The organism is Thermaerobacter nagasakiensis (assembly GCF_055396825.1).
Window position 1 is genome coordinate 1442086 of record NZ_AP043740.1, and the last position, 19893, is coordinate 1461978.

Here is a 19893-nt window from a genome sequence, read left to right on the forward strand (position 1 = left end):
ACCCCCGAGCCCCCGCCCCCGCCGGGCTACGCGCTCACGACGACTGCTGCAGGATCTTCTCCAGCTCGGGCCGCACCTTGGGGGCCAGTTCCTCCGGCTTCCCCTGCTTGTGGAACAAAGGATCCAGGTACTGTTCCCAGAGGGCCTGGTCGAAGGCCTTGTACTGCGGCACGATGCGCAGCGGCCGCATGAACTCCAGGGACTGGAGGATCACATCGGCGGCCTTCTCCTTGCGCGGCTCCGAAGCCAGCAGGTGCTCCCGGGTGGCCAGGGACTTCCGCGGGGCCACGATCTTCCAGTGGTGGATGCCCTCGGTCAGCTCGACCAGCGCGTCGACCGCCTCCTCTACGTGGGGCGAGCGGGCGTTGACCACCGTGGCCGCCGTCCAGGCGAAGGTCACGCGGCCTGCGGGCCCGCTGGGCACGGGCGCCACGCCCACGTCCAGGTTGGGCACGCGGTCCAGGTCGTCGGAGGCGCCGCCCATGAACATGGCCACCTTGCCGGCCTTGAACATGTCCGCGAAGCCCTGCTCCGCGATGACCTCCTCGGGCACCGCGTACTTGGGGTTGTAGATCAGTTCCTGGTAGAACCGGGCCGCCTCCAGGGCCTCCGGCGAGTCGATGGGGGCCGTGCGGCCGTCCTCGCCGACGATGTCGCCGCCGGCCTGCCAGACGAACATGGCGAAGGGCGGCCAGCCGTTCATCGTGAACCCGTAGACGTCGGCCTTGCCGTCCCCGTTGGTGTCGCGGGTCAGCTTGGCCGCGGCCTCCTTGAAGGTGTCCCACGTCCAGGTCTCGTCCGGATACGGCACGCCGGCCTCGTCAAAGAGCGCCTTGTTGTAGTACAGGACCACGGGCTGGGCGATCCAGGGCAGGCCGTAGACCCCGCCCTCATGGGTGAAGGCGCCCAGGATGGGCTCGAAGTAGTCGCTCAGGTTGGCCGCCGGCCGGGAATCGCCCTGGAGGTGCTCATCCAGCTTGAGCAGGACGCCGGTGGCGGCAAAGGGGATCACGTCTTCCTGGGCCAGCCAGAAGAGATCGGGGGCGGTGTTGCCCGCCAGCATGGTCTGGATCTTGGTGGCGTAGTCGCTGGGGATGGGCTCGTGGACGATCTGCCAGCGGTCGCTCTCGGCGTTGATCCGGTCCAGGATGGCCTGCAGCTCCTTGGCTTCCTCGGCATGGGCCCAGGTGGCCAGGCGGATGGCCACCTTCTCGCCGCCGGACCCGCCGGCGGCCGGCTCGCTGCTGCCGGTCGAACCGGAGGGCTGGCCGCCACCGGCGGACGGGAGCGAGCAGCCGGTGGCCAGCACGGCCGTGGCGAGCAGCACGGTCAGGGTTCGGGCCCAGCGGCCCAGTGCCCGCTGCTTGAACCAGGTGACGAGATTCACCGTAGCTCCCCCTTTTTCCCGCCCGGTTCCGGCTCCGGGCGGAGTTGGTCTGGACGGGACCCCCCTCCGGGGGATTGCCTGCCGCATCGTCGCAGCAGCCCATCCCGAAAGGGCGAGTTGCCTCTTCGCTTAGCCCCCGGCCCCCTGGGGCACCGGCCCCGAGGGGGGCAGCGCCTCAGCACCCATGGTGAAGGGCGACTGGAAGAGACCCTGCAGCGCCAGCAGCGCGGCCCCGCGGGCCACGCTGGTTCGACCCAGCTGGGTGGTGGCCAGCTTCACCTCCCCCGTGCCGAACCGGCGGCGCCCCAGCTCCCGGCGGGCCGCCTGGAGGAAGGACGGGCTGCGGATGGACCGGCCTCCCAGGACCACCACTTCGGGGCTCACCAGGTTCGCCAGGATGGCCAGACCGGCGCCCAGGGCTCGCCCGCCCCGGGCCAGCACCTGGCGAGCCAGGGGGTCTCCCGCCGCCTCGGCCGCCAGGAGGTCGTCGAAACCGGCGGGCGCCGGGCCGGCAGGCTGGTGCCGGAGGGCGGCGAAGCGTTCCAGCATGGCATCGGTGGAGGCGATGGCCTCCACACAGCCCCGCCGGCCGCAGGGACAGGGCGGGCCGCCCAGCTGCACCGGGCAGTGGCCCAGCTCGCCGGCGCCGCCGGCCCCGCGGTACAGCTGGCCCTCCAGCACCAGGCCCGCGCCGACGCCCGCGTCGGCCAGGACGAAGGCCAGGTTGCGGCTCTGGGGATAGCCGAGGACGTGTTCGGCCAGGGCACCGGCATTGGCGTCGTTTTCGATCCAGACCGGCACCCGGAACCGCTCCCGGAGCAGGTCCCGCAAGGGCACGTAGGACCAGCCGCGGAAGTTGGGCGGCTGGATCACCGTGCCGGCACTGGCGTCCAGCGGGCCGGGCACACCCACCCCGATGCCCACCAGGCGCCGGGGATCCACCCCGGCCTCCTTCAACAGGCCGCCGGCCATGGTGGCCAGCCGGGCCACGTCGTGCTCGGCCGTCTCGCCCCGCGGCTGGCCGGCCTGGGCACGGACGCCGCCCTGCAGGTCGCTGAGCACCACGGAGATCTGGTCCCGGCCCAGCTCGGCACCCAGGACGAACCCGGCCTCCGCCCGCAGGTGCAGCCGGGTGGCGTGGCGCCCGCCCGTGGCCTGCTTCTGGCCTTCCTCCACCAGCCCGTCGCGGATCAGCTGATCGACCAGCCGGGATACGGTGGGCAAGGCCAGTCCGGCCCGGCGGGACAGTTCGGCCCGGGACAGCGGCTGCTGGCGGAGCAGGGAAAGGATCAGGGTGCGGTTGTGGAGCCGCAGCAGCTGGGGCCGGCCGGAAGGTGCGGCCAAGCCCTTGCCCTTGCCCTGCTGTGGGGGCCGGCGCTTCATGGTGCGGTGGCGGACCTCCCAAGATAATTGCTAACAGTAAATAACTTAGTTGGAACCGGCCCCGTTTCCTGCCGGCCCCGGCTCCCCAAGACCCCAGCCGGCGCCCGGAGGGCCGTGGGAGCCGCCGGACTGGGGGGGAATCGGCTGGCCGGCGGCGAATGGCCTTTCCTGACGCAACGCAACGGAGCACGGGGTGCGGAGCCCCGGCTGCGGGAGGGACACGGGGGTGCACGAGGCCGTTCAGGACATCCTGACCCGGCTGGAGGAACGGGGCTACATCGGCGACCGGTCCATCGCCACGGCGATCCACCTGGCGATCCGGCTGGAGAAGCCTCTCCTCATCGAGGGGCATGCCGGCGTGGGCAAGACGGAGATCGCCCGGGTGATGGCCGACGTCCTCGAGACCGATCTGATTCGCCTGCAGTGCTACGAAGGGCTCGACGCTGCCTCCGCCCTGTACGAGTGGAACTACCCGCGCCAGCTGTTGCGGATCCGGATGCAGGAGGGGGACCGGCGGGACGCGGCCGAGCGGGAGGCCGAGATCTTCTCCCCGGAGTTTCTGCTCAAGCGGCCGCTGCTCGACGCCATCACCCGGGAAGACCGGGCGCCGGTGCTCCTCATCGACGAGGTCGACCGGGCCGACGAGGAGTTCGAAGCCTTCCTGCTGGAGGTGCTGGCCGACTTCCAGGTCACCATTCCCGAGCTGGGCACGATCCGGGCGCGGCACCGGCCCTTTGTCGTCCTCACCTCCAACCGGGTGCGGGAGTTGTCGGAGGCGTTGCGGCGGCGCTGCCTGTACCTGTGGATCGGCTATCCCGACTTCGCCAAGGAGACGCGGATCGTGGAGGCCCGCCTACCCGGCATCAACCGGCGGCTGGCCGAGCAGATCGTGCGGTTCATCCAGCGGCTCCGCACCCTCGGGTTGAACAAGCCGCCGGGGGTGGCCGAGACCCTGGACTGGGCCCGGGCGCTGGTGGCCCTGCACCGGGACGAGCTGGACGAGGAGACGGTGGAGGCGACCCTGGGCTGCGTCCTCAAGCACGTGGAAGACGTGGAGCGGCTGGGCCGGGGGGAGCTGCAGAAGATCCTGGCCTCGGTGCGGGGCGAGCCCTAGGCCCGCGTTGAGGGCGCTGTGGGGGCCGGCGCCGGGTGAGCACCGGTTCCCGGCGCCGGGGGCGATGCCGGGCGGCGCGGTGGGTACGGAGCGTGGTACGCGAGGGCGTTCGGGAGAGTCCGGGAGAGGGGTGGAACCATGGAGGCGGTGACGGCAGCCATCCTGGCGGCCCTGGAGGAGGGCCGGGCGGGTGCGGTGGCGATCATCACCCGGGCGCGGGGGTCCACCTACCGGCGGGAAGGGGCCCGGATGTGGATCCCCGCTGCGGGCGAGCCGGTGGGCAGCCTGAGCGGCGGCTGCCTGGAGGGCGACGTCTTGGCCGTGGCGGCGGAGGTCATCGCCACGGGGCGACCCCGGCGGGTCGGGTACGATATGACGGCCGACGACGATGCCGTCTGGGGCCTGGGTCTGGGCTGCAACGGGGCGGTCGACGTGCTGGTCGAGCCGCTGCACCCCGGGCACGGGCAGGTGCTCCGCTGGCGGGAGCAGGGGCATCGCCTGGCCGTGGTGGTGCCCCTGCCGCCCCTGGAGCCCCGGGACCCGGCGGGGGCCGAGCCGGCAGCGGGCACCCCGGGCCGTTCGGACGCGAGCGGGGTGGTGGCCGGCTGCGCGACGGCGTGGCCGGGCGAGGGGGACGGCGTCTCCCCCGGGGCCGGTGCCGGCGCTGCCCCGGGAGCTCCGCTGCCCGGGACGGCGGCGGAGGGCGGGACGGAGACCGGCGCGGCGGGGGCCCGCGGGACCGGCCGCCCGGCAGGGGGCGGGGCCGGCCGGTTCGTCCCCCGCCGGCAGCTGGTGGTGTGGGCGGGCGGTGGCAGCGAAGGCTCCCTGGGCTCGCCGGAGCGGGACGCCCACTGCGCCGCCGCGGCCCGCCAGTGGCTGGCCGCCGGCCGCACGGGCACCCTGGCCGTGCCCGGGGAGGGCGAGTTCTTCATCGAGGTCGTGCTGCCGCCGCCGGTCCTCCTGGTCTGCGGGGCCGGGCACGACGCGGTGCCCGTGGTGGAGGCGGCGGCGCCCCTGGGCTACGACGTGGTGGTGGCGGACAGCCGGCCGGCCTTCGCCCGGCACGACAGGTTCCCCCGGGCACGGCGGGTGGTGCGCACCCACCCCGAGGACTTGCGGCGCCACGTCACCCTGGACGACCGCACCTTCGTGGTCATCATGACCCATAACTTTTTGCAGGACGCGGGCTTTCTCGAGGCCGTTCTGAACAGCCCGGTGCGGTATATTGGCCTTCTGGGCCCCCGCCACCGGGCGGAGCGGCTTTTTGACGAACTTCGCCGGCGCGGGATCGAGCCGGCGGAAGAACAACTGGCCCGGATCCATGCCCCCGTGGGGCTTGACACCGGGGGCGAGACGCCCGAGGAGATCGCCTGCAGCCTGCTGGCGGAGGTGCAGGCGGTGCGGTACGGCCGGAAGGGCGGGTTCCTCCGCGACCGGCCGGGCCCCATTCACCCCCGGGCCGAGGAGGAGCGAGCGCGAGGATGACGTCCCAGACCCGGTCCCAGACCCCGTCCCAGGCCGGGGCGTCCCCGGCACGAGAGGAGGGTCCCGGCGGCCCGGTGGCCCCGGCCGGACCCGCGGCGCCACCCGCCCCTTTCCGGAGCGGGACTCGCACCGGGCTCCAGGGCGGGTTTCCCCCGGGTTCCCCACCGCCCCGGTTCCACCTGGGGGACGAGGTGCGGGAGGCGCTCAGCCGGGGCCGGCCGGTGGTGGCCCTGGAGTCGACCATCATCGCCCACGGTTTTCCCTATCCTGACAACCTGGAGATGGCCCTGGCGGTGGAAGAGGAGGTACGGCGGGCGGGTGCGGTCCCGGCCACGGTGGCGATCCTCGACGGCTGCCTGCGGGTGGGGTTGAACCGGGCGGAACTGGAGCGGGTGGCCCGGAGCCCCGACCTGCCCAAGGCGTCCATCCGGGACTTGCCGGTGCTGTGCGCCCTTGGGCGCAGCGCCGCCACCACCGTCGCGTCGACGGCCCAGGTGGCGGCCTGGGCGGGCATCGACGTGTTCGTCACGGGCGGCCTGGGCGGGGTCCACCGCGGCTGGGGACAGACCCTGGACATCTCGGCCGACCTGCCGGCCCTGGCCCGGCTGTCCCTGGTGGTGGTGTCGGCGGGGGCCAAGACGGTGCTGGACGTGGCGGCGACCCTGGAGTACCTGGAAACCCACGGCGTCACGGTGCTGGGCTACGGGACCAGCGAGTTTCCGGGCTTCTACCTGCGCTCGACGGGGTTGCCCGTGGACGCCCGCATCGACTCCCCGGACGATGCGGCGGCGGTGCTACGGGCCCGGCGGGCTCTTGGGCTCCCGGGTGCCGTGGTGGTGGCCAATCCCATTCCCCCCGCCGACGCCGTGGACGAGGCGGAGTTCAACCGGTGGCTGGCCCAGGCCGAGGCCGACCTGGCGGCCGAGGGGGTCAAGGGCAAGGCGGTCACGCCCTTCCTGCTGGCCCGGCTTCACGCCCTGAGCGGGGGGCGGACGGTGGCCGCCAACCGGGCCCTGGTGCTGAACAATGCCCGGCTGGGCGCAGCCATCGCCCGCAGCCTGTGCGGGCTGCCGCCCCTCCCGGCCGGCCCCGGGCCGGAAGAACCGGCCGCCCGGGGGCGGGGAGGGCGCCCGGCGCTGCGGTGAGCACGATGGATGGAGGGGGTCCAGGGCTGGACATCACGGGGGTGCCGCCCGCCGGCATGGCGGGCGGCCGGCCGTCAGGGCGCCCGTTGCCGCCGGCGGGGCGCCCCGTTCTTCCGATCCGGCGACAAGGGCCCGTGGTGGTGGCCGGTGACCTGGTGCTGGACCTGGTGGTCCAGGTTCCGGAGCGGCTGCACCGCGGCAGTGACACCTGGGGCGCCCTGCACCCCCGCCAGGGCGGCTCGGCGGCCAACACCGCCGCCTGGCTGGCCCGGTTGGGGGTACCCGTGGTGTTTTGCGGCAGGGTGGGCCGGGATCCGCTGGGCCACGCCCTGGTTGTCGCCCTGGAGGCCGAGGGCGTGGAGGTCCGGGCCGTCCCGGACGACCAGGCGCCCACGGGTGTCATCCTGGCGCTGGTGGGACCGGACGGGGAGAAGTCCATGGTGATCGGCCCGGGGGCCAACCACCGCCTGGAGGCGGGCGACCTGCCGCCCGGCCTGGTGGAGGGGGCCGGCCTCTGCTACCTCACCGGCTACTCCTTCTTCTGGGAAGATGCCCGGGATGCCGCCCGGGCGGTGATGGCGCGGGCGCTGGAGGCAGGGGTGCCCGTGGCCGTCGACGCCTCGTCGGCGGCGCTCCTTGCCCGCCAGGGAGCGGAGGGGGTGCTGCAACAGTGGCAGGGCGTCTCCATCCTCTTCGCCAATGAGGAGGAGGCGGCGCTGCTGGCGGGCGGTACTCCCGGGGATGGGGTGGCGGAGCGGCTTGGCGGGCTCTTTCCGGTGGTGGGGATCAAGGCCGGCCCGCGGGGCGCCTGGGGGGTGGCCTGGGGCCGGCGCTGGCGGGTCGAGGCGCTGCCCGTGCCGCGGGTTGTCGATACGACGGGCTGCGGCGATGCCTGGAATGCGGGCATGCTGGCCGGCCTCCGGGCGGGCCTTGATCCTGAGGCGGCCGCCCGGCTGGGGCGATTCGTGGCGGCCTGGGTGGCCCAGCGGCCGGGTGCCGTGCCGCCAGGCTGGACGGCGGCCGACAGGCAGGCGGCCTGGGATCACGCCCGCGAGCCCTCTGCCGGAGGAGGGAGGCCATGATGGAACCGCAAGACGGGCCCGTCAAACCACAAGGCGGCTCCGTGGAACCACCGAGTGGCGCCAGGGGATGGCAAGGCGGGTGGGCTCCGTCGTCCTGTGCACCGGCCGCTGGTGCGCCTGGCGTCGAGTCCCGGCCGGCGGGGCGCCTGCCCGCTTCCCGCGCGGCCGTGGTGGTGGCGGGCAGCCTCAACATGGACCTGGTGGTGGTTTGCCGCCGCGCCCCCGAGCAGGGCGAGACGGTGTCCGGCGAGCGGTTCTTCACCGCCTGCGGCGGCAAGGGGGCGAACCAGGCCGTCGCGGCCGCCCGCCTCGGGGCGCCGGTGGCCATGCTGGGCTGTGTCGGGGACGATGCCTTCGGCGAGCAGCTGGTGGCCGCCCTCCGGGCCGAGGGCATCGACATCGCAGGGGTGCGGAGGGTACCGGGACCCAGCGGTGTGGCAGCCATCACCGTGGAAGCCGGCGGGGCCAACCGGATCGTGGTGGTTCCAGGGGCCAACGCCCGCTTCACGGAGCTGGACGCCGTGGCCCGCCGCTGCATCGCCTCCGCCCGGGTGCTGCTCCTGCAGCTGGAGTCGCCCCTGCCTCTGGTCGAACAGGCCGCCCGGGTGGCCCGGGCGGCGGGGGTGACGGTGATCCTGACGCCCGCTCCCGTTCCCCCCGATCCCCTACCCCCCGGCCTGCTGGAGGCGGTGGACTGGCTGGTGCCCAACGAGCATGAGCTGTGGGCGCTGGTTGGCGGGAAGGGCGGCCCGCCCGGCGCAGATTCCCCGGCGGAGCCTCCGGTCCCAGGGCCGGTGGGCGGTTCTTCCGTTCCCGGGGCCGGGCGGCCGGCGCCGGGCCCGGCGGCGGGGCCCGCGATGGGGGCAGCGGGACCGGCGGCGGGCCCCGGCGGGACCGGGGCGCTGGAAGCTGCGGCCCGCCGCCTGGGCGGGGGCCGGATCCACGTGGTGGTCACCCTGGGCGAGCGGGGCTGTCTCTACGTCCCGCCGGCGGGAGCGGCCCGGGCCATACCGGCGCTACCCGTCGCGGCGGTCGACACCACGGCGGCGGGGGACACTTTCGCCGGTGCTCTGGCGGTGGCCCTGGCGGAAGGACGGCCCGTCGAAGAAGCCCTGCGGTTCGCCACCCGGGCGGCGGGGATTTCCGTCACGCGGCCCGGCGCCCAGCCTTCCATGCCGTCCCGGGCGGAGGTGGAAGCGTGGCCCGGTCCCGGGAGCAGGGAGCCTGCCCCGCCGGTGCCGCCTCGCTGAACGAGGAGGCTCGCCGCATCCACCACCGCCCATGGCGATCGTGGGGCGGCCGAGGGCCGAGCCCGCGGCGGGGCGAGAAGCCCGGCGGGAACCAAACGAGATGACAAGCCTGAACGGAAAAGGGGGCACGCCTGTCGGCGTGGCCCCCTTCGCCGTGCGCCCGGCATGGGCGAGTGCTAAGGGGTGAAAGTCCCCTGCGGAGGGTGGCCCCGTACAACCGCTAGCCGAAGGCAAGGGTGCCCGCGGCGACGCGGGATCCGAAGGAAGCCGGAGGCAAAGTCGCGACCCGACGACCAGGAACCGCGGGCGAGGCAGTGCCGACTGGGCGAGCCGGCAGCACACGGCGAAGCCCGAGATGGGCCGAAGGGCGGCGCTGTAAACGCGGCGGGTGTGCGACGAAAGTGCTCGCTCTTACCCGGGGAGGCCTGCCGGTAGGCCAGCATGGCTGGCAACCCGCGACCGCAAGGCGCGGCTGAGCCGGCAGGAGTCAGCAGAGGCCGTAGTACCGCCGGCCGGGCCGGCGGGAAGGGCCGAACGTCGAGTCCGGGAGGGTGTTGGCGCGTTCGCGCCGGGTGCGAGGAGAGCAGCCAACCCGAGAGGGCCTCGCCCAGGAGGCGGTGGTGAATCCCACCGGGGCCTGGGCGAGAGCGGAGCACCCGGCCGGGACAGACCGGCGCCCCTCCCCGCGGAGGACGTGGTGGCGTGGACCTGATGGAGCAGGTGGTGGCCCGGGAGAACATGGGGGCCGCCCTGCGACGGGTGGAGCAGAACCGGGGCGCACCGGGTATCGACGGCATGACCGTCGAACAACTGCGGGGTTTTCTGCGGGAGCGGTGGCCGCAGGTGCGCGCCCAGCTGCTGGCGGGAACCTACAAGCCGCAACCCGTCCGCCGGGTGGAAATCCCCAAGCCCGGAGGTGGCACGCGCCTCCTGGGGATTCCGACCGTCCTGGACCGCCTGATCCAGCAGGCTTTGCTGCAAGTGCTGACGCCGATCTTCGACCCCGATTTTTCGGAGCACAGCTACGGCTTTCGGCCGGGGCGCTCCGCCCATCAGGCGGTCGAAGCCGCGCGCCGGCACGTCGAGGAAGGCTACACCTGGGTGGTGGACCTGGATGTCGAGAAGTTCTTCGACCGGGTCCACCACGACGTCCTCATGGCCCGGGTGATGCGGAAGGTTGCGGACAAGCGCGTCCGGATGCTCATCCGCCGCTACCTGCAGGCCGGTGTGATGGTCGGCGGGGTGAAGGTGCGGACGGAGGAGGGCACGCCCCAAGGCGGCCCCCTGAGCCCGCTTTTGGCCAACATCCTGCTGGACGAGCTGGACAAGGAGCTGGAGCGGCGGGGACACCGCTTCGTTCGCTACGCGGACGACTGCAACATCTACGTTCGCTCGGAACGGGCGGGGCACCGGGTCATGGCGGGAGTGCGACGCTTCCTCGAAAAGCGGCTGAGGCTCAAGATCAACGAGCCAAAGAGCGCGGTGGACCGGCCCTGGCGACGCAAGTTCCTCGGCTTCAGCATGTACCGCGGCCGGGAAGGCATCCGCCTGCGCGTGGCCCCGCAAACGGTGCAGCGGCTCAAAGACCGCATCCGCGGCCTGACGAGCCGGACCTGGCCGGTTTCCATGCCCGAGCGCATCCGCCGGATCAATGTCTATTTGCGCGGTTGGCTCGCTTACTTCCGCATCGCGGACATGGCGGACCTGCTCCGCAACGTGGAAGGTTGGCTCCGGCGACGCTTGCAGGCGTGCCTTTGGAAGCAGTGGAAACGGCCGCGCACCCGGTTGCGGGAACTGCGGGCCCTGGGCCACCCCGAGTGGCGAGCCCGGCAGTGGGCCATGGCGCGACGCGGGTACTGGGCCATGGCCGGTGGCCCGCTCAACAGCGCCCTGGGCAAGCCGTACTGGCTTACCCAGGGGCTGCTGAGCCTCACTCGATGCTACCACGAACTTCGCCGTGCTTGACGAACCGCCCGGTGCGGACCCGCATGCCGGGTGGTGTGAGGGGACGGGGCCTTCACCGGCCCCTCCTACTCGATTTACCGGTGACCACCGCTTGCTCGAGGCGGGGTCGCCTTCGGGATTGGCCGCGGGCGGGGCGGGTTGGCCGCCCGGATCCAACGTTCCGCCCGGGCGGGTAGCCCCGGTTTCGGCGTGCCCTGGGCGGGTTGCCGCCCGGGTTCGCCGTGGCAGGGTTTGGATACCTGCTTCTGCAGGGCGCTGTTGCTGCCTGCGGGTTGGCCCTTTACCGCTGCGCCGTCCCCGAACCGATGCGGATCTCCAGGTGCCCCCGGCCGGTAAGGCGGGCCGAGGGGGCCGGCTGGGCGCCGCCGCCACCGCCCGGGGCCGGATCCCCGCCACCGGAGCCCGGATCGCCGCCGCCGGGCAGGAGCTCCCGGCTTCCCGCCGGGATGCACCGCACCCCCACCTGGGCGCCGCAGGGCAGTTCGGGGCCCAGCTTGACGCCCGTCAGGGGCACCACAGGCAGCATCAGGCGGGAGGGGTGCTGGGGGCTGAGAACAGCTAGTGCGTTTCTTACCGTTTCTCGCCCAACGTCATCAAATCTTCGCATCCCCTCCCCTCCTCGGCCGGCTCGTTGCCTCAGAACAAATGTTCTGATACGCTGTCCTTGGATGATTTTGGGGGGCTTCCCCATGCGTGTTTTGCAGGCGTACCGCTTCGCCCTCGACCCCACACCCCGCCAGGAACGGGCGCTGGCCTCCCACGTGGGCGCCCGCCGCTTCGCCTTCAACTGGGGCCTGGCCCTGGTGAAGGAGCGCCTGGACGCCTGCGCTCGGGGCGACGACGTGGAAGTGCCATGGACCCTTTCCGCCCTGAGACGGGAGTGGAACCGGCAAAAGCACGTCGTCGCCCCCTGGTGGCGGGAGAACTCGAAGGAGGCCTACTCCTCCGGCCTGGACGGGCTGGTCCGGGCCCTTCAGAACTGGTCAAAAAGCCGCAAGGGTGAACGCAAGGGCCGCCGGGTGGGGTTCCCCCGGTTTCGGAAGAAGGGCCGGGGGCGGGAGTCGGTGCGGTTCACCACCGGCGCGATCCGGGTGGACGACAAGAGCCACGTCGTCCTGCCCCGGATCGGGCGGGTCAAGATCCACGAGCCGACCACGGCCCTGCTCCGGCGCATCGAAGCGGGAACGGCCCGCATCCTCTCGGCCACGGTGTCGCGGGAAGGCGGCCGGTGGTTCGTCAGCTTCACCTGCGAGGTGGAGCGACCGCCGGGACGCCCCCGGTTCCACTGGAGGGTCGTCGGCGTCGATGCGGGCGTCAAGCACCTGGCGGTGCTCTCCACCGGCGAGGTCTGCCCCAATCCCCGAGCGCTGGAGAAGAACCTGAAACAACTGGCCCGGTGGAACCGCGCCCTGGCCCGCCGGCAGAAGGGCAGCCGGGGGTGGCGAAAGGCCCGCCGCCGGCTGGCCCGGCTCCATGGGCGGGTCCGGAACATCCGCCAGGACGCGCTTCACAAGCTGACGCACCACCTAGCGAGCACCTATGGCGTGGTGGTCGTCGAACAGCTGAACGTGGCGGGCATGCTGAAGAACCGGCGGCTGGCCCGGGCGCTGGCCGATGCGGCCCTGGCGGAGATCCGCCGTCAGCTCAGGTATAAGTGTGCCTGGCACGGGGCGGTCCTAGTCGAATCACCGCCCTTCTATCCCAGCAGCAAACGTTGTTCCCGGTGCGGTGCGATCAAGCCGTCGCTGCCGCTTTCGCAGCGTGTTTTCCGCTGTGAGGAATGCGGGCTCGTGCTCGACCGGGACGAAAACGCGGCCCGAAATCTCGCGACCCTGGTGGCCGCCGTCGCCGGGAGTGGCCCGGAGACGTTAAACGCCCGTGGACGGGACGGAAGACCTGCCCTCCGGCAGGCGGTCCCGGAGGAAACGGGAAGCCGGCGCCGGCTCATCGCTGGGTAAGACCGGCACCGTCGATCCGTGAGGGTCGACTGCCTGAAACAGATGACGATGTTTCAGGTAACGGCCGTGGTCGACAGGTAGAGGGTGGCCGTGATGGGTCCGGTGATGAGCATGGGCCGGTCAAAGGGCTTGCTGCGGTATTCCACCTCATCGGGCAGGTGGGCGGTGGTCAGGGGCGGGCCCGCCGACGGCCCCAGCTGGTAGCTCCAGGACTGGCGGCCGGGGCCGGAGAGGTAGCGGGCCGGTTCTTCCGGCGTGGTGGGCGGGGTGGTGGAGAGGCTCCCGTCCCCGTGCAGGTACCAGCTGGTCCAGCGGGTATCCTCCAGAGGGAAGGTGCGGGAGACCTTCCGGCCGTTGGAGGCCAGCACGCCGCCCTGGCGGTGCACCTCCAGCAGGGTGACCACCGAGGTTCGCTTCTGGCTCAGGGTGCCGAATCCGCCGTCGACCCCGCGCAGCCAGTGGTCCATCCATGCCAGCCGGTCCTTCCAGATCTCGGGCGGGTCCATCTGGGTGCCGTGCACGCCGTTGGTCAGGACCAGGCGCTTGGGCACGCCCTGCACCGCCTCCCACAGGTGGGCCGGCCCGCGGGGGCCCGTCTGCTCGTCCTGGCAGGTTCTCCTATCCTCGAGGGGACACTGGCAGAGACCGCGGGTCACCAAGGGGCGGGCCCGGGGGCCTGGGACCCCCGGGCCCGGCTGCAAATGGTGCCTCGCCTTGATTCCGTTTCACCTCGACGCTTTCACCTAGACGCTCTGCCCGAGCCGCTCGACGGCCTCCCGCAGCCGGGTCACCTCCCGCTCCAGCCGCTCCAAACGCCGCAGCAGCTCCGGGTCGGTACTTCCGCCGGTCCCGCCGGCCTGCTGGCGCTCCCGCTGGCGCTGGGCCCGCCAGCGCTGCAGCCGCTCGTAGATCAAGAGTAGCGAGGGGTCGCCCACCACGGCGTCGATGAAGGCGTCGGCGAAGGTCTCCCGGTAACCGGGGATGCCGTGGTCCTTGCCGTAGAGCAGGTGCTTCTCCACCAGCTTGGGAATCTGGGGGTTGTTGGGGCCGCCGCTCTGCCGGAAGAAGGCCTGGATCCGCTCTTCCATCGTCATGCGGCGCCCGTTGCTGGCCGGCATAGGGTCACCTCCCGCCTGGTACCATCTGGGCCGTTACCGGAACCACTTGCGCCAGTCGCCTTCGCCCTCGGCGGCCTCGCCCTGGGGTCCCGTCTCCAGCAGCTCCTGCGGCGTGACCATGCGGGCGGGCGGTTCGGGCGGGAGGTGGGCCGGCCCGCCGGCCTGTTCGCCCGCCGCCGCGCCGGCCGGGGTATCGGATTCCCCGGTACCCCCGCCGGCGCCACCGGCCTCACCGTGGCCTCCGCCGGCACGATCGGGGCCTGCTTCCTCATCGTCGCCTCCGGTGGCGGGGGTGCCTGCAGCACCGGCGGCCTGGGCGGGCGCCGCCGGGCTCCCTACGGCCTGCTTCTGGCGCTCCTCTTCCAACAGGGCCCGGCGCAGCACCTTGCCGATCAGCGTCTTGGGCAGTTCGCTGCGGAACTCCACGGCCCGCGGCACCTTGTACTTGGCCAGGCGCTGGCGGCAGAACTCGATGATCTCCTGCTCCGTGGCGGTCTGGCCGGGCTTGAGCACCACGAAGGCCTTGACCATCTCGCCGCGGTAGGGGTCGGGGGCGCCGATGACGGCGGCTTCCAGAACCTTGGGGTGCTCGTAGAGGACCTCTTCCACCTCGCGGGGGTAGACGTTGTAGCCGCCGCTGATGATCATCTCCTTCTTCCGGTCCACGATCCGGAAGAAGCCGTCCTCGTCCATGGTGGCGATGTCACCCGTGTAGAGCCAGCCGTCCCGCAGGGTCCGGGCCGTTTCCTCGGGCCGGTTCCAGTAGCCCTTCATCACCTGGGGGCCGCGGATGACGAGCTCGCCCACCTCGCCCGGCCCCAGCACCCGGGTCCCGGTCTCGATGTCCACGATGCGGGCGTCGGTGTCGGGCACGGGGAGCCCGATGGTCCCGTTGCGCTTGTACTCGTTGGGGGGATTGGCGTGGGTGACGGGCGATGCCTCCGTCAGGCCGTACCCCTCCACCAGCTGGCCGCCGGTGCTGGCCTCGAAGCGCTCCTGCACCTCCAGGGGCAGGGGAGCCGCCCCGCTGACACAGGCCTCGATGGAGGAGACGTCGATCTTGTGGAACTTGGGGTGGTTCATCAAGGCCACATACATCGTGGGCACTCCCGGCACCATGGTGGGCCGGTACTTGGCGATGGCCTTGATCACCATCTCCGCCTCGAAGCGCGGCAGGGGCACCATGGTGCACTGCAGGGCGATGGCCAGGTTCATCACCGTGGTCATGCCGTAGGAGTGGAAGAAGGGCATGACGCCCAGGATCACCTGCTGGTGCGCCTCATCCCAGCGGCCCCGCAGGGTCCACTCCGCCGTCTGCAGCACGTTGGCCACCAGGTTGCGGTGGGTCAGCATGGCGCCCTTGGCCGTACCGGTGGTGCCGCCGGTGTACTGCAAGAGGGCCAGGTCGTCGGGTTGAACCTCCACCGGCGGCGGCACGGGGGGCGCCTCCCGGAGAAGCCGGCCGAACCAGAGCACGTTTTCATGCCGCCCGATCTCCACCCAGGTGCCGTCCTTCTTGGCCTTGAGGGGGTAGAGCCGCCGCAGCAGGGGCGACATGAACTCGTTGATGCGCGTCACCAGCACCCGCTCGAGGGGCGTGGCGTGGACCACCTGCCGCACCGTGGGATACATCAGGTCCAGGGCGACGATGACCCGGGCACCGCTGTCGTTGAGCTGGAATTCCAGCTCCCGCGGGCTGTAGAGGGGGTTGCAGTTGACGACCACGGCCCCCGCTTTGAGGGCGCCGTAGTAGGCGATGACGAACTGGGGGCAGTTGGGCATCATCAGGGCCACCCGGTCGCCGGGCCGGATGCCCAGGTTGGCCAGCACCCGGGCAAAGCGGTCGGCCAGCTGGTTCAGCTCGCCGTAGGTCATGGTGCGGCCGAAGAAGTGGATGGCTGCCTGCCGGGGCCGCATCTCCGCAGCCCGCTCCAGCAGCCGCTGAAGGGGGATTTCCGGGTAGTTCAGGTGGGGGCGTACCCCGGCAGGGTAGTACCGGAGCCAAGGCCGCTGGCGGACCTCTTCTTCAGGTACCAGCTCGGTGGCATGGACGGTGGCGCCGGCCGGGACCTGGTGCTGCCCGGTGCCGCTGCGGCCGCGGCCCCGGGTTGTACCGGCGGAACCCGGGCCCGCCGCGTCCTCGCCAGGGGTCGCACCCGCGGCGCCATGGGCCTGCCCGTTCATCATCGCGGGGGTCACGATCACCGGCTGCCAGGCCACCATCAGCGACCCGCCGAGGATCCCAAGGATGGCTCCCACGAACAGGCCGCCCAGGGCGCCGAAGATCGACACGATGGAGAACAGGATGACCAGGATTCCCAGGTACGTCGACGCCGCCGGGAGCAGAAAGCCCGCGATGGCCGTGGCGATGACCAGTCCGGAGAAGAGATATCCCAAGAAGATCAGGGTGTCGGGCAGGAACGCGAAGGGAAACAGGTTGAGCGGCATCCACAGGATGAGGAACCCGGCGATCAGGCTCAAGGTGGCTCCCCAGAAGGGCCGCTGGGCCTTCCAGGCGCGGAAGCCGCCGCCGGGCCGGGCAGGAACCCCCTGGGGTCCCCTCCCTGCGCCTCCGGTGCCGGGACCCGCCGGGTCCCGGGCCAGGGCGGTCCCGGGTCCGCCCGGGCCGGAGGCTGTATGCTGCATGGACATGGTCCTTCACCCCTCCCACTTGACTTTTCAGGCCTTGTTCGACCGCAACACGCGCCAGACGGTGTAGACGCCAACTCCCAGGGATCCCCACAACGCGGTGGTGGTCACCGCCGCCAGCCCTGGAATCCGGTCCAGGGCGCCGCTGCCCAGGGCCGCCAGCAGGGCGGAACCCAGGAAGAAGCTGCCCGAGATCAGGCCCAGGGTGGCGCGGTTGACCATCCGGTTCAGGTTCCGGGTCGCCTGTTCGCTGAGCCTCCCTTCCACCGGCAGCTTGAAGTCGTTCCAGGCCGCCCGCTCCAGGATCTTGTTCAGCCGCCGCGGCAGCGTGGCCACAAGCTCCGAAGCCTCGGCAATCCAGGCGGCGTTGGCCCGGTAGTTGAACCGGCGCGCCAGCAGCCGGCGCAGGATCTGCACGTCGGCCGATTCGACCACCGTATGGTAGGTGATCTCCGGGCAGAGCCAGCGGGCCGTGCCTTCCGCCGCCGACCACCCCTTGGCCCAGAGGGAGAGACCGGCGGGGATGCGGCAATGATTCTCCATGGCGATGCGAATCTCTTCCACCAGCAGGTGGCCCCAGTTGTGGGACCCGGCCTGTTCGGTGTCGACGTACTGGATGTAGAGGGAGCGAAGCTGGTCCTTCAGGCGGCCCGTGTCGGTATAGGGCGTGGGCTCGAAGACGTCCAGCATCACCTCGGCGGCATCTTCGGCCTGGTTGAGCCGGATGTGCAGCAGGTGGCGGAAGATGGCCTCGGTGTGCAGGGCGTCCATCCGCCCCACCATGCCCCAGTCGATGACGTACACCTTCCTGGTGTGGCGGCAGACCATCAGGTTCGACCCGTGGGGGTCGGCGTGGTAGCGCCCGTCGAGGAACTCCTTGATGTAGAGGTGGGCCAGGTCGATCATGCGCTCGAAGCGCTCTTCGAAGGTGAAGAAGTCGACGGGGAAGTCCTTGATGTTCCAGCCGTCGATGTACTCGGTGACCAGCACGCGCCGGGTGGCCAGGTAGACCTCGGGTACGGCCAGCGTGCCGAATTCCTCGACGATCGCGCGGCCCTCCTTGGTGTTGCGGGCCTCGATGCGCATGTCCAGTTCGCTGGCCACGCTGCTGTAGTAGTCGCGGATCACCCCGGGCAGGTCGGAGGAGGCCGCCATGGGCGGTGGCAGCAATTTCTGCAGCCGCTTGGCGAGCTTGGTGATGTTGGCGATGTCCGTCTGGAACAGCTTGTCGACCAGGGGACGAACCACCTTGACCGCGCAGAGCCGGCCGTCCCGCAGCTGGGCACGGTAGACCTGGGCCAGGGAGGCCGAGCCGATGGGGTCGGGGTCGATCCAGGCGAAGGTCTGCAGCCCCTCGGGCAGCTCGTCGTCCAGCACGACGGCCATGTAGGGGAAGGGCATGGGCGGGACCTGATCGAGGAGGTGAGCCAGCTCCATGGTGATGGGCTCGGGCAGCAGTTCCTGGCGGGTCACCAGCACCTGCCCCAGCTTGATGAAGGTGGGGCCCAGCTCCTGGAAGGCCAGCCGCACCCGGCGGCCAATCTGCCGTAGCCGTTGGTCCTGAGGGCTGCCCGGCCCGGTGCCGGCCAGCTCCTTCACCGCCTTGCGATCTTGGAGCAGGTGAAGCAGGCCGTGGCGGGCCAGGGTGCGGACCACGGCCCGCAGCCGCTTGCGGGGCGTGATGCCAGCCTCCAGGGCGGCCAGTTCCGCCTTGATGCGCTGCTTCTCTTCCGCCCACCGGGGCGACGACCACCAGGCGGCCGACAGGTCGACCCGCCGGCCGGTTGGGGTGGCCGCCTGCCGCGGGGGCAGGGTGGCCATGGCCATGGGAACCCCCCTCGCTTTCTGGGCGGCGGGCGGGCCCGCCGTGACGGCGGCAGGCTGGGTTGGCCATCGCGGCGCTCGCGCCGTGCCGGCACCGCCCGCCGGTCGCCCGGCCGACCCGCGAGCAGCCTGCAGGCCCTGGGCCGGTTCCACCGAACGGTCGTTAAGGAAACAGGGTGCGATGGGCGGAACGGGCATCCCCCAGAGCCCGCCGGCTCGGGACCGCCCCCGTGCCGGTTGCTCGCCGGCAGGCTCGTTTCGGCAAAGGATATTCGCGGGAGGGATCCCGGTTTGCGCCACGGGGAGCGATGCCACCCTGACGGGAAGCGTCGTGGATGTTCCGCCATGCCCCGGCCCCTGCCGGCCCGGCGGCAGAAGGGTGGGCATGGAACCGGCAGGGCCGGTTCCACCGCCGGTGGGGGCTCCGCCCGCTGAGGGACCTGGAAACCACCAGCTGGGAACCAGGCGGCGGGAGCCAGGAGCCAGGAGGCAGGTCGCGGGTCAAGATGAACCCGGTGCCGGCGGCGCTTCGACGGTGACGTTGACCGTCTCCCAGGTGACGCCGCCGTCTTGCGTCCGGGCCAGGCGCCAACCGTCGTCGCCCTGCACGAAGAGAAGGCTCCAGCCCAGTTCCGCCGTGACAAAGTCCAGCTCGATAAAGGCCCGCACGCCGGACGGCCCCTGGCTCACCTTTTGCCAGGACCTCCCGCCGTCCTGCGTATGCCATACTTCGCCATACCGGGTGGTTCCAAACCAGCCCGTCTTCGGGTCAAGGAAGAACAGGTCGCCCACGTAGCCACCCGTGGGAAGGCCGCCCGGCACCTCCTCGCCATCGCGCTGGACCGCCGCGATTCGTTCCCATGTACGGGCAGCGTCCGCCGTTCGCAGCAGTACCTTGGTTTCGCCGCCCATTCCTTCATCGCTCCCACAAATGAACCAGCCGTCATGGGAACTGATGAAGGAGGCCGCCCAAGCTGCCGGATTCTCGACCGAAGTGCACGGGTTTGTCTTGGGTTCCCAGTGCTTTCCTCCGTCGGTGGTGCGGTACAACTGGAACCGGTCGTCGGTCGCCCAGGCCACGCCGTCGCCCACCAGGTCGACGAAGCCCGGCGGGAACGGCGTCTGGACCCTGGTCCACGACGCTCCCGAATCGGTCGTCGACCAGATGCCGTCCTGGGCCATTGCCCAGCCCACGCTCGCCGAGACGAAATCGATGCGGGTGATCGGCTCATCGAATTCGTGGATCACGTGCCAGGACGTCCCGCCGTCTTCCGTCCGGGCCAGCCGGCCGTCCTCGCCCAGGACAAAACCCGTGTCCGGATCCGCGAGGTCGACATCCACGGGCGCCAGCGGCACCTGCTCCAGCTGCTGCAGTTGCCCCTGCCTGCCTTCACCTGCCGGTGGACGGTCTCCCTCGTGCGGCTGGCTGCCGCGTCCTGGGGTGCAACCCGTCAGCAGCAACAGGATCAGGATGCCGACCCCGATGCTTTGCGGGGGGTGCCGCCGGCTCCTGGGCATCGGCCGCCGCCCTTT

15 protein-coding genes are annotated in these 19893 nt (G+C 71.7%); 7 read left to right on the forward strand and 8 right to left on the reverse strand.

From position 1 onward, the window contains the following. Positions 1-34 precede the first annotated feature (34 nt). Both ACZ5T9_RS06140 and ACZ5T9_RS06145 read right to left on the reverse strand, forming a co-directional pair. Positions 35-1387: an ABC transporter substrate-binding protein gene (locus ACZ5T9_RS06140; RefSeq protein WP_464832228.1), complete on the reverse strand. Its 1353-nt coding sequence runs from the start codon at positions 1385-1387 to the stop codon at positions 35-37. A 129-nt stretch (positions 1388-1516) separates the two neighbouring features. Next, on the reverse strand, positions 1517-2770 hold the full coding sequence (locus ACZ5T9_RS06145) for an ROK family transcriptional regulator (RefSeq protein ID WP_135225720.1): 1254 nt from the start codon (positions 2768-2770) through the stop codon (positions 1517-1519). A 226-nt stretch (positions 2771-2996) separates the two neighbouring features. On the opposite strand from ACZ5T9_RS06145, the gene ACZ5T9_RS06150 reads away from it, so the two are divergent. The 6 genes from ACZ5T9_RS06150 to ltrA all read left to right on the forward strand — a co-directional run bounded on the left by ACZ5T9_RS06150 (position 2997) and on the right by ltrA (position 10811). Next, a complete protein-coding gene (locus tag ACZ5T9_RS06150) occupies positions 2997-3884 on the forward strand; it encodes an AAA family ATPase (protein WP_006903571.1) in 888 nt (295 codons plus the stop codon). A gap of 138 nt (positions 3885-4022) precedes the next feature. After that, a complete protein-coding gene (locus ACZ5T9_RS06155; RefSeq protein WP_464832229.1) occupies positions 4023-5369 on the forward strand; it encodes an XdhC family protein in 1347 nt (448 codons plus the stop codon). Further along, positions 5366-6514, forward strand: coding sequence for a pseudouridine-5'-phosphate glycosidase (locus ACZ5T9_RS06160; protein WP_464832230.1), 1149 nt, complete (start codon positions 5366-5368; stop codon positions 6512-6514). The genes ACZ5T9_RS06155 and ACZ5T9_RS06160 overlap by 4 nt, the downstream gene beginning before the upstream one ends. 5 nt (positions 6515-6519) lie before the next feature. Beyond that, entirely contained in the window at positions 6520-7596 is a 1077-nt protein-coding gene (locus ACZ5T9_RS06165; RefSeq protein ID WP_464834404.1) for a carbohydrate kinase family protein, read from the forward strand. After that, positions 7593-8846 (forward strand): ribokinase, encoded by a 1254-nt coding sequence (locus tag ACZ5T9_RS06170; RefSeq protein ID WP_464832231.1) that lies wholly within the window; start codon positions 7593-7595, stop codon positions 8844-8846. The genes ACZ5T9_RS06165 and ACZ5T9_RS06170 overlap by 4 nt, the downstream gene beginning before the upstream one ends. A gap of 711 nt (positions 8847-9557) precedes the next feature. Continuing rightward, positions 9558-10811: a group II intron reverse transcriptase/maturase gene (gene ltrA / locus ACZ5T9_RS06175; protein WP_464834379.1), complete on the forward strand. Its 1254-nt coding sequence runs from the start codon at positions 9558-9560 to the stop codon at positions 10809-10811. A gap of 280 nt (positions 10812-11091) precedes the next feature. On the opposite strand, the gene ACZ5T9_RS06180 is transcribed toward ltrA, so the two are convergent. Further along, positions 11092-11418: a hypothetical protein gene (locus ACZ5T9_RS06180; RefSeq protein WP_006903577.1), complete on the reverse strand. Its 327-nt coding sequence runs from the start codon at positions 11416-11418 to the stop codon at positions 11092-11094. 82 nt (positions 11419-11500) lie between these two features. Between ACZ5T9_RS06180 and tnpB the strand changes: the two genes are divergently transcribed. After that, positions 11501-12769 (forward strand): IS607 family element RNA-guided endonuclease TnpB, encoded by a 1269-nt coding sequence (tnpB, locus tag ACZ5T9_RS06185; protein ID WP_464832232.1) that lies wholly within the window; start codon positions 11501-11503, stop codon positions 12767-12769. Between the two features lie 53 nt (positions 12770-12822). Here the strand turns inward: tnpB and ACZ5T9_RS06190 are convergent, their stop codons facing one another. From ACZ5T9_RS06190 to ACZ5T9_RS06210, 5 genes are all read right to left on the reverse strand, one after another. Continuing rightward, positions 12823-13320 carry a CocE/NonD family hydrolase C-terminal non-catalytic domain-containing protein gene (locus tag ACZ5T9_RS06190; RefSeq protein ID WP_464832233.1) on the reverse strand — a complete coding sequence of 166 codons (498 nt, stop codon included), beginning with the start codon at positions 13318-13320 and terminating at the stop codon, positions 12823-12825. A 192-nt stretch (positions 13321-13512) separates the two neighbouring features. Next, a complete protein-coding gene (locus ACZ5T9_RS06195; protein WP_006903581.1) occupies positions 13513-13887 on the reverse strand; it encodes a hypothetical protein in 375 nt (124 codons plus the stop codon). A 33-nt stretch (positions 13888-13920) separates the two neighbouring features. Beyond that, positions 13921-16539: a long-chain-fatty-acid--CoA ligase gene (locus ACZ5T9_RS06200; protein ID WP_464832234.1), complete on the reverse strand. Its 2619-nt coding sequence runs from the start codon at positions 16537-16539 to the stop codon at positions 13921-13923. A gap of 27 nt (positions 16540-16566) precedes the next feature. Next, positions 16567-18363 (reverse strand): ABC1 kinase family protein, encoded by a 1797-nt coding sequence (locus tag ACZ5T9_RS06205; protein ID WP_464832235.1) that lies wholly within the window; start codon positions 18361-18363, stop codon positions 16567-16569. A gap of 498 nt (positions 18364-18861) precedes the next feature. Beyond that, positions 18862-19878 (reverse strand): WD40/YVTN/BNR-like repeat-containing protein, encoded by a 1017-nt coding sequence (locus ACZ5T9_RS06210; RefSeq protein ID WP_464832236.1) that lies wholly within the window; start codon positions 19876-19878, stop codon positions 18862-18864. Positions 19879-19893 lie beyond the last annotated feature (15 nt).